Source organism: Paraburkholderia sp. (assembly GCF_034668105.1).
Taxonomy (GTDB): domain Bacteria; phylum Pseudomonadota; class Gammaproteobacteria; order Burkholderiales; family Burkholderiaceae; genus Paraburkholderia.
This window is the reverse complement of record NZ_JAXDPY010000433.1, coordinates 1-7,017: the sequence shown is the minus strand read 5'-3', so window position 1 is coordinate 7,017 and position 7,017 is coordinate 1. Positions and strand designations below refer to the sequence as shown.

Sequence of the window (7,017 nt, the reverse complement as noted above, 5' to 3'; positions counted from 1 at the left end):
CGATTTACAACAGCATCGGGGGAGCAATTCTCGATGCCGATCGGTATCGCGGAGAAACACTCTCCCGGAAAGCGCATCTACCCGTCCACGCCGGCGCGTTCGTCAAAGGCTGGCCGCCGGAAACCGACGGCTGATGGCGCAGGGATGAGTTGACGGCATGCGTGTCCAGATCGCCTCGGATCTGCATCTGGAGATCGTGCACCAGAGTTTTCCGGGCTTTAACCCGATCACCCTCGCCGATGCGGATGTGCTGGTGCTAGCTGGGGACATTGCGAAGGGGGGCGATGCCGTTGAGCAGTTTGCGCGCTGGCCGGTGCCAGTCGTCTACGTGCATGGCAATCACGAAGCGTATGGCGAAGAGTACGGCCCACTCGCCGATACCATCCGACGACGCGCGGCCGGTACGGCGGTGCATTACCTCGAGCGCGACGCGTTTGTCATGGACGACGTGCGGTTCCTCGGCTGTTGCCTGTGGACGGACTATGCACTCAATGAGACACGCGACCGGAGCATGGCGCTGGCCGGGCGGATGCTGCATGACCATCGCGTGATCCGCGTCGGCGACGGGAAGCGTTTTCGGCCGGAGCATGCGCTCGCCGAGCACGAAACGTCACTGAACTGGCTGCGAAACGAACTGGCGAAGTCATTCGACGGGCGCACGGTCGTCGTGACCCATCACGGCGTTGCGCCGCCGTCGGTGCATCCGCGCTACGTGAACGACCCGGTCAGCGCTGCATTCGTGAGTGACCTGCGACCTGTGCTCGAACTGGCCGATGTGTGGATTCACGGTCACGTGCATGACTCGATCGATTATCGCGTTGGCCGGTCGCGGGTCATTGCCAACCCGCGCGGTTATGCAAAGAACCGAATGATGGCAGGTGCACCGGTCGACCTGGAATGGGAAAACCCGGCGTTTGATCCGGCGCTGGTGGTTGAGCTCTGATCGCGCGCGCTCTATCGCGTGTATTGCTGACCGTGGTCCGAGTGACAGGGCCGTGCAACGGGCGTTGAGCGAAACGCTGTCCGTGTGCGGACAAGCCGACCGCATAGGGTCGCTGCGCCTGGGGCTTCCGCTGGATACGGTGCTCGGTTGCAACCGACCATACGTGTGCAAAAGACCACGTTTATAGGATGCGTCGCCAGAAGGGCCATCGGAAACGGTTCTGGTTAAGCCAGAAGACTACGGATATAGGGATGCAACTTCGACAAGGAGGTCCCGATGACGAAGGCGAACCGGCGCAAGCGACGGCGACAAGCCATGCCGCCGTACGAAAGCAGCGAGCAGATTGAGGCACGCATGAAGGCCTTCGCGCTTCGCACCCGCGAGTGGTTCATCGACTTAGCCAGGATACCGTTCCCAGACGACCGCATCGCAGTGCTGGCCGGGCCTCTGCGACGACGCATGCGCCCAAAGCTCGCGACGTCGGACGCGCCGGTCGCTTCACGTGAACAGGACATGGATGAGCCCGAGGCATGAGCGACGCGAGACCCGCATGGGCGGCGATCCCCGGCACAATCGCGTACCCGCCGACGAAACGTTGGATACGGGTGACCGACACAAAGCGGGCTTTCGCTATCGACCGTGCCCACCATGCCTCGCTGCCTGACGCGCGTGACAGCCCAACGCATGCTCCGCATGGACAATCACAAAATCGGGCGACGGCATACGCAACGACTGTGTGCGACGGAACCCCAGCCGTTGCCTAGATACGCCACAGGGCGATGCGTGCGCAGCGATGGGAGGGGGCTGGATCTTTGGCGTGGAAGCGGCGGGCCAGTTGTACTTTGCCCGATATCAGTTCGATGAGTGCAATCAGCCGCGGCCGGTCATCAAAGAGGTTCTGGCGGAACTTGGCCCCGTTACAGACCCGTGGAAGATTGCCGCCTGGTTTCACTTTCCCAACGGCTGGATCGTCGAGGAGGGTGGTGCCGGTTCGATCGCGCCAAAGAATGCGCTCGACAACCGCCTCGGCGTCCTTGAAGCCGCGCGCCGGTTCCGCGGAACATTTGTGGCGTGACGTCCTGGTGGCGTGATCATCTTCTCACCGGGGCAATGTCCCGTCGATCATATCGACTGACTTTCTTGAAGGAAAACCATGGGCACCAAAGACACTATCCGGTTTCAGGAAAAGGCTGGCGATCAGCCCGGCTGGGAGCTCTATACCGAAATGTTCGAGAAGGACGACGCTGTCTATCTGGAGATCGAAGGCGTGCAGGCCGATGTGACCATGATCAACAGCCTTTGGGGGCGTCCCCCTGGCACTGTCGTGCTGCGTCTGCCGACAGCGACGGCGCGGCAACTGGGGCTGGTGCCCCATGAGTGGACGAGGGATCGGCCGCGATCGAAGGAGTAGGGCATGCTCGAATTCCGGGAGAGATTGGTACCCGAGGTCTCCGCGTGCACGTGCGATCGCTGCGGACGGCGCATGACGCCGGATGACCCCGACTCCCAGTGGCATGAACGGCTGTCGATCGCGTATCGCGGCGGATTTCATTCGATTTTCGGTGACGGCCCGGAGATCCGCATCGACCTGTGTCAGCACTGCCTACGGGACACTCTGGGTCCGTGGTTGAAGGTCGAAACAGGCAACGACGACAACATCAATCCGTCTTCAGCCTCATTTCCTTTGAGCGCCCTGCGAGATTGCATCCGGCACGTCGATGAGGCCATGTCTGTTGAAGCGATGAACGCTGCAATCGCCGATGGCGTCACTCCTCCCATGAAGGGTGAGCCATCCTCAGATGCAGACCGGACTCCCCGCGAACGTAGATCGCATTGGGATTACCGGGTGATCGAATATGAGAAAGCCGGAGAAATCTGCAGAGAACTTCGGGAAGTGCACTACATCAGTGATCGTGGATTTGGCTGTTCCGACACCGGTGCGTGCGTACGGTGGACGCCCGAAGAAGGCGAGCAGGCTGCTGAATCAATCCTCGATCGTATGCGCGCGGCCATGGCCAGGCCGGTTTTGCAGTTGAGCGGTTCGCGGCGAGAAAGCGATCGTCGATGGCTTGGGGCCGAACGACTTGCCGACCCGGTTAGGCAACTAACGTCATCCCGCGCCGAAATGGAGGCGAAGGCGGTTGCAGCCGTGTTTGACGGAACAACATGGTTGACGGCCCTGGGGGTCGGCAGGCAGCACAATCCTGAGGCCGCATTTCCGCGGGCAGTGGCAATCCGTTGGCAGCAGGAGGGCAAGATTTTTTCCATCGATCTGGCCCGGGAGACCTTGTACCCGGCATACATTTTTGACGAACTCGGGAACCCTATCCCCGAAGTCGCAGAGATCCTGCAGCTTTTTTCTGATTACACGCCATTGAGGATCGCCTCGTGGTTCGAGTCGACAAACGGCATGCTTGACGGCAAACGGCCTCGTGAGCGCTTGGCAACCGATCCCTCGGCCGTAGTCGAGGCTGCTCGGGATCATGCGGCAGGACCGGTGCATGGTTAGGGTGGGGAACGGAATGCTGGCTGCGCTCCCAGCTGGGAGAGACCAATATTGCGCGGGGCCGCGTTGCCCCAACAAAGACAACAGATGGCGGGGATCAAAACACCGGCTTACAGAGGCGATCGCTGTAGCCGGCGCATGACCAGAGAAGTCTACGACCGCCAGTACCTGTTTCTGCTAATTCGGTGACGCCGTTGAATATGGAACATGTGAGCTCGAGGTGAATGCCATTGGTAACCTGTTGCGCGAACGCGATGTGTCGCGCGCCGACAAAATCGCCAATCGGTTAGCCATGTCTTCGTCTGCGCGTGAACGGCGCGAGAAAGGTGGCGGCTTCAACGCGGAACAATGCCGGTATCTCAAGATTCACCGGGATACCATTTTCGTGAGGACACGGGCGTGGAGCGCGTTACGGGAGACAGTCCGTCAGATAACGGGCTGAAACCTTGGGCTCTTGCCATCGCGCTGTGTCGGAGAAATTATCGCGGCGAAAGGCACTTGCATGCGATACGGATGGCCGCAATGCGCGCAAAGCGGCCATGGCTACCATGTGACGCGGAACGACGGGAATAGGTCGGTTTGGTGCGTTCGCCGTCGGCCCGGATTCGGCCAATTTGCGAGGTCGGACTGCGTCGCACAAACGACCGCTTCGTGTTCAATCCCTGCCCCTTACTGCGCTGGGTTACCTGCTCCAGAATTTCCACCATCTTGCGGTTGGGGGCGGTGATGCATTCCGCATTCGATTTCGTGAGGCTGTCCATCCCTAAACGTCACCGAAACTTTTGTACCCACCGGCTTCCCTTCGCAAGCCGCAGCAATCGCCGGGTTGCCATGAAACGAGCCTCGCCCGCCGTCTCCATTGATTTGCGATTGAGCGTATGCCATTGAACCGGCCAACAGCAGCAGCGAACCAATAAGTGCATTCTTCATGATCAATTCTCCGTAACGTGTCGTAACTGAGTCGGACGACTCAAGGTTGCCGCCTATAGCGGCAACCATCAGACGTCCGGAGCGTTTCCAGTGTCGTTAGACGCAACGCGGGTCAGTTGCATGAGGCGGTGCGCGCGAATCGCCTGCTCAACTCGGGGAGTAGCCCGGCCCTATGCAGGAGCGCAATTCGACGAAGACAGTGAGTGGAAACGGCGTTTTCCCCACCGCGTGAAACGACAGGAAAGCCAGTGCGCCAAGAATACGATACGGTGCATTGCATTTTATGCGCCCTTATCTTGCTAAATATTTCGTTCCACTTTCTGTGCGTATTGACTGTGAGGCTAGTCATAGCCTTGTAAGCTGTATTAAGAACGGCAGGGTTTCGATTTTGAGTTCCTATCCGGACAGAAGACGATAGGTTTCCCGACACGATGCCGTCGCTTCCCGAACCGCCGCTGGGAACGTCTGGACCTCCGGAACTACAGCAAACACATCAAGCAGACTGTCGATGGTGAGGGAAGCGCCAGCTCCCCCCAAATCAGTCTTGACCAAATCTTTCGCCGGGGACACGAACTGGATTTGGTGAACGGCGACCCGTTGTCGGTTTCCTCTGCCGGATCGCATATCGATTCGCATATCGGCGACCGTCTCATTAGATAGTATTCGCTGTACGACGCGCCCGACTCAGTCATCGCTATCTGATCGCTGTGCTGCACGATCCACAGTCGTGCGGCGGCTCGCAACCGGCCCATGACAGCATTCGCGAAGGCGATGTCGCCACGATCCGCGGGCCACGCAATCGAGTCAAACCTGTCGCGAGTTGCCCGATCGCCGAACACGACTTCTCGTTTGACTATCTTCTCTACTCGAACTACGAACGCCAGGTCGAAGCCAAGTTCGCGGGCGACATTGCGATTGCTTGGAACTCGCCGATTGCATGGAACTCGCCGCTCGCCTGGTTGCGCGCCGAACGCCTCGCACGCGCGCGGCCAGCGGGTGTGGCCGCTCGCCATGCGCGACAGCGACATCGATCTGCATTCGATCCTGGTTGTGCCCGCCACCAGCAACGTGCAAAGGCTCGGCGATCTGCGCGGCAAAACCATCGGCTTCGGCGCGATCGACTCGCGTCAGGCCACGCTGATTCCGCTGGACCATCTGCGCCACAAAGGCGGCCTTGTTGCAGGACATGATTACCAGGCGCGCCGCTTCGACCTGCTCGGAGGCAACCACGGCGATCACATCGGCGGTGAACGCGATGCGGCGAGCGCGCTCGTGCGGGGCGAGATCGATGCGACAGGGATGGCTCTCCATACGTGTATCAAGAGCCAGCGAAAGGCGTATGAGGGAAAGGGCCGCCGACCTCAGAGGAATTCGGCGTGACGCCCCGTAAAAATCGGTAACGACCGTCGACGTGGATGCACTATTTTGTCAGCGGCCCATGCACTATTCTCTGCTGTATTGCGCGCACTCGCGCGGTCGCTACGCCGCGCCGACTATCATGAACTTCTTCCTTTCCGCCTGCGGTGCAGGGCTGGTCACTTGCGCGCTGGTCGCAAGTATCTCCGTCGCCTTTGCACAGAACACGCCTGGCGTCCCCGACGGCGTCCTGCCACCCGATCAGTTTCACTTGAATGAGCACCCGCAGTTGACGCTTGGGGCATCGGAGCCGAGAAAAAATGAGGGTGGAAGGCCATCTGGCGGCCACGGACGGCGACAGAATGGAATGGGACAAATGCAGTCGCAGACTAACTGAGTACCTGGTATCAGTTTGCCGCGCGTCTTTGGGCGGCTTGTGTCAGCTAGCCTCTGGATAAATCGCGCGCCGGATCTCGCCATGGCTTGAGACCAAAGCCGACGCTGCAACCGCAACCACGCCCGCGACCAACGCCGCGGCGCCGTCCAAGACGTCATTCATTGACAACTCCGGTTGCCAGTTTTTCGAGGCCATCGAATTTGTCTGCGAGGCGCGCCAGGACCGGATTTCTGATCGGTGAAGCCAGATCGGTTAGAGTCCAGATTTCAGGGCGCAGCGAATGACCGAACCCATGCTGGCAAGCGATTCCAACGGAATTGATCCTGGAGCAGTTCGAGCAGTCTGTCATGCCGCATCTGAGGCGGGGTCGTCGAGGACCTCCTCCCACGGTGCCCTTGCACAAGATTTTCAACTACATCCTGCGAGTGCTGTACATGGGCTGTCAATGGAAGATGCTGCCGATCAAAAGGAATGCCAAAGGCCGCCGCGAAATCCACTACACGCGTATCTACCGGCCGATGCGGCGCTGGCAGGCCGACGGTTGCATTGATGCCATCCTTGCCGGCTCGGTGACCAGGCTTCATGATGACCAGCTGCTCGAGCTGACGGTCATTCATGGCGATGGCACAACGACGGCGGCGAAAAAAGGCGGCGACAATCTCGGCTACAGCGGTCACAAGCATCTCAAGGGCGACAAGGCCCTAGGCCTTGGTTTTGAAAACGGGGCGCATAGATGACCGTCAGCACGCGGCCGATTCTGTTTGCAAGGACTTCCCCCGAAAGTCAAGATCGGGGTGAGATTGGTTGGCGCCGGCAAATGCACGGCACCAACGTGCTGGTGGTCCAGTTGGCTGGGCAGCCATATCATTTCTCCTTTGTCAGCTC

Annotated in this window: 8 protein-coding genes; 7 read left to right on the top strand and 1 reads right to left on the bottom strand. The window is 59.8% G+C overall.

Annotated elements, in window-relative coordinates; all coding sequences use genetic code 11:
* Positions 1-157: 157 nt before the first annotated feature.
* The 5 genes from QOC89_RS19595 (at position 158) to QOC89_RS19575 (ending at position 3,452) form a co-directional block, all read left to right on the top strand.
* A complete protein-coding gene (locus tag QOC89_RS19595) occupies positions 158-943 on the top strand; it encodes a metallophosphoesterase (protein ID WP_323046535.1) in 786 nt (261 codons plus the stop codon).
* A gap of 276 nt (positions 944-1,219) precedes the next feature.
* Positions 1,220-1,477 carry a hypothetical protein gene (locus QOC89_RS19590; protein WP_323046534.1) on the top strand — a complete coding sequence of 86 codons (258 nt, stop codon included), beginning with the start codon at positions 1,220-1,222 and terminating at the stop codon, positions 1,475-1,477.
* Positions 1,478-1,760: 283 nt separating this feature from the next.
* Positions 1,761-2,018 carry a hypothetical protein gene (locus QOC89_RS19585; RefSeq protein ID WP_323046533.1) on the top strand — a complete coding sequence of 86 codons (258 nt, stop codon included), beginning with the start codon at positions 1,761-1,763 and terminating at the stop codon, positions 2,016-2,018.
* Between the two features lie 78 nt (positions 2,019-2,096).
* Positions 2,097-2,354 carry a hypothetical protein gene (locus tag QOC89_RS19580; protein ID WP_323046532.1) on the top strand — a complete coding sequence of 86 codons (258 nt, stop codon included), beginning with the start codon at positions 2,097-2,099 and terminating at the stop codon, positions 2,352-2,354.
* A gap of 3 nt (positions 2,355-2,357) precedes the next feature.
* The gene (locus QOC89_RS19575; RefSeq protein WP_323046531.1) at positions 2,358-3,452 is read left to right on the top strand and encodes a hypothetical protein; all 1,095 of its coding nucleotides are present in this window, start codon (positions 2,358-2,360) and stop codon (positions 3,450-3,452) included.
* A 666-nt stretch (positions 3,453-4,118) separates the two neighbouring features.
* Here the strand turns inward: QOC89_RS19575 and QOC89_RS19570 are convergent.
* Positions 4,119-4,379, bottom strand: coding sequence for a hypothetical protein (locus QOC89_RS19570; RefSeq protein ID WP_323046530.1), 261 nt, complete (start codon positions 4,377-4,379; stop codon positions 4,119-4,121).
* A gap of 933 nt (positions 4,380-5,312) precedes the next feature.
* On the opposite strand from QOC89_RS19570, the gene QOC89_RS19565 reads away from it, so the two are divergent.
* Together QOC89_RS19565 and QOC89_RS19560 are read left to right on the top strand one after the other, a co-directional pair.
* Positions 5,313-5,759: a PhnD/SsuA/transferrin family substrate-binding protein gene (locus tag QOC89_RS19565; RefSeq protein WP_323046529.1), complete on the top strand. Its 447-nt coding sequence runs from the start codon at positions 5,313-5,315 to the stop codon at positions 5,757-5,759.
* A gap of 720 nt (positions 5,760-6,479) precedes the next feature.
* Positions 6,480-6,869 (top strand): transposase, encoded by a 390-nt coding sequence (locus QOC89_RS19560; RefSeq protein WP_323046536.1) that lies wholly within the window; start codon positions 6,480-6,482, stop codon positions 6,867-6,869.
* Positions 6,870-7,017 lie beyond the last annotated feature (148 nt).

Excerpts from the sequence above, each read along its gene's own strand:
- QOC89_RS19595 (WP_323046535.1), top strand. The coding sequence starts at position 158 with ATGCGTGTCCAGATCGCCTCGGATCTGCATCTGGAGATCGTGCACCAG.
- QOC89_RS19590 (WP_323046534.1), top strand. The coding sequence starts at position 1,220 with ATGACGAAGGCGAACCGGCGCAAGCGACGGCGACAAGCCATGCCGCCG.
- QOC89_RS19580 (WP_323046532.1), top strand. The coding sequence starts at position 2,097 with ATGGGCACCAAAGACACTATCCGGTTTCAGGAAAAGGCTGGCGATCAG.
- QOC89_RS19575 (WP_323046531.1), top strand. The coding sequence starts at position 2,358 with ATGCTCGAATTCCGGGAGAGATTGGTACCCGAGGTCTCCGCGTGCACG.
- QOC89_RS19570 (WP_323046530.1), bottom strand. The coding sequence starts at position 4,379 with ATGAAGAATGCACTTATTGGTTCGCTGCTGCTGTTGGCCGGTTCAATG.
- QOC89_RS19560 (WP_323046536.1), top strand. The coding sequence starts at position 6,480 with ATGCCGCATCTGAGGCGGGGTCGTCGAGGACCTCCTCCCACGGTGCCC.